The sequence below is a fragment of the Paracoccus sp. DMF genome, assembly GCF_004407025.1.
GTDB classification, from domain to species: Bacteria; Pseudomonadota; Alphaproteobacteria; order Rhodobacterales; family Rhodobacteraceae; genus Paracoccus; species Paracoccus aminovorans_B.
Genome location: NZ_SOKV02000183.1, coordinates 1 through 713, shown reverse-complemented (window position 1 = coordinate 713; position 713 = coordinate 1). Strand labels below are relative to the sequence as shown.

The 713-nt window shown below is 70.3% G+C and carries 1 protein-coding gene and 1 pseudogene; both read right to left on the bottom strand.

Features of this window, described 5'->3' with window-relative positions:
- Window positions 1–195, bottom strand: a 195-nt coding sequence (locus E3D03_RS21105; RefSeq protein ID WP_263568563.1) for a hypothetical protein, incomplete at its 3' end; no start/stop codon positions are given.
- A 202-nt stretch (window positions 196–397) separates the two neighbouring features.
- Window positions 398–643 (bottom strand): annotated as a pseudogene (locus E3D03_RS21100) (DNA cytosine methyltransferase); the annotation flags it as partial.
- Between the last annotated feature and the right edge of the window lie 70 nt (window positions 644–713).

Here is a 713-nt window from a genome sequence, read left to right as displayed (position 1 = left end):
CTGGCGGCCAAGCAGGCCGTTCACCGGCGTGTTGGCAAGGCTCGTCGCGCCATCCTTGTGATCGCGGGCCGTCGGCGTCATCCACATCCCAGCCGAATGGGTCAGGTCCGCTGTCCGCCGGTTGCCCGCGCTCGGCTTGCACCCATCGTTCGCCATCGGCGTGGGCCACATCGCAGCCGTGGTCGCCAGGTTCATGCCGTGCTGGCCCGCTGCCTGCGACGGCGTTGGCTTCGTCTGCCGGTTCTCGTTGGCGCTGGCCCTCGGCGTCGGCCAGAGGCGCAGCAGTTCGGTCCGGTTCCCGCCACTCGACCGGGTGCCAGAGCAGGCGCGCGGGGTCGGCCAGCTCGTCCCCCTCGCGGATGGCGAGGATGAACAGCCGCTCGCGCTTGTGGGGCGCGCCGACTTCCGCCGCAGTGAAGAGGCCTGCCGCAAGGCGGTAGCCCATGCCGACCAATCCGCTGGCGACTTCGGGGAAGCCGAGGTGGAGATGATGGGCGACATTCTCGAGGAAGACGAAGGGCGGCTCGCATTCCCCGATGATGCGGGCGACATGCGGCCAGAGGTGGCGCGGGTCGTCCGCGCCGCGGCGCTTGCCCGCGACCGAGAACGGCTGGCACGGATAGCCCGCAGTGACGATGTCCACCGCGCCGCGCCAAGGGCGGCCGTCGAAGGTTCCAACATCGTCCCAGACAACAGCCTGATCCAGGGACGCG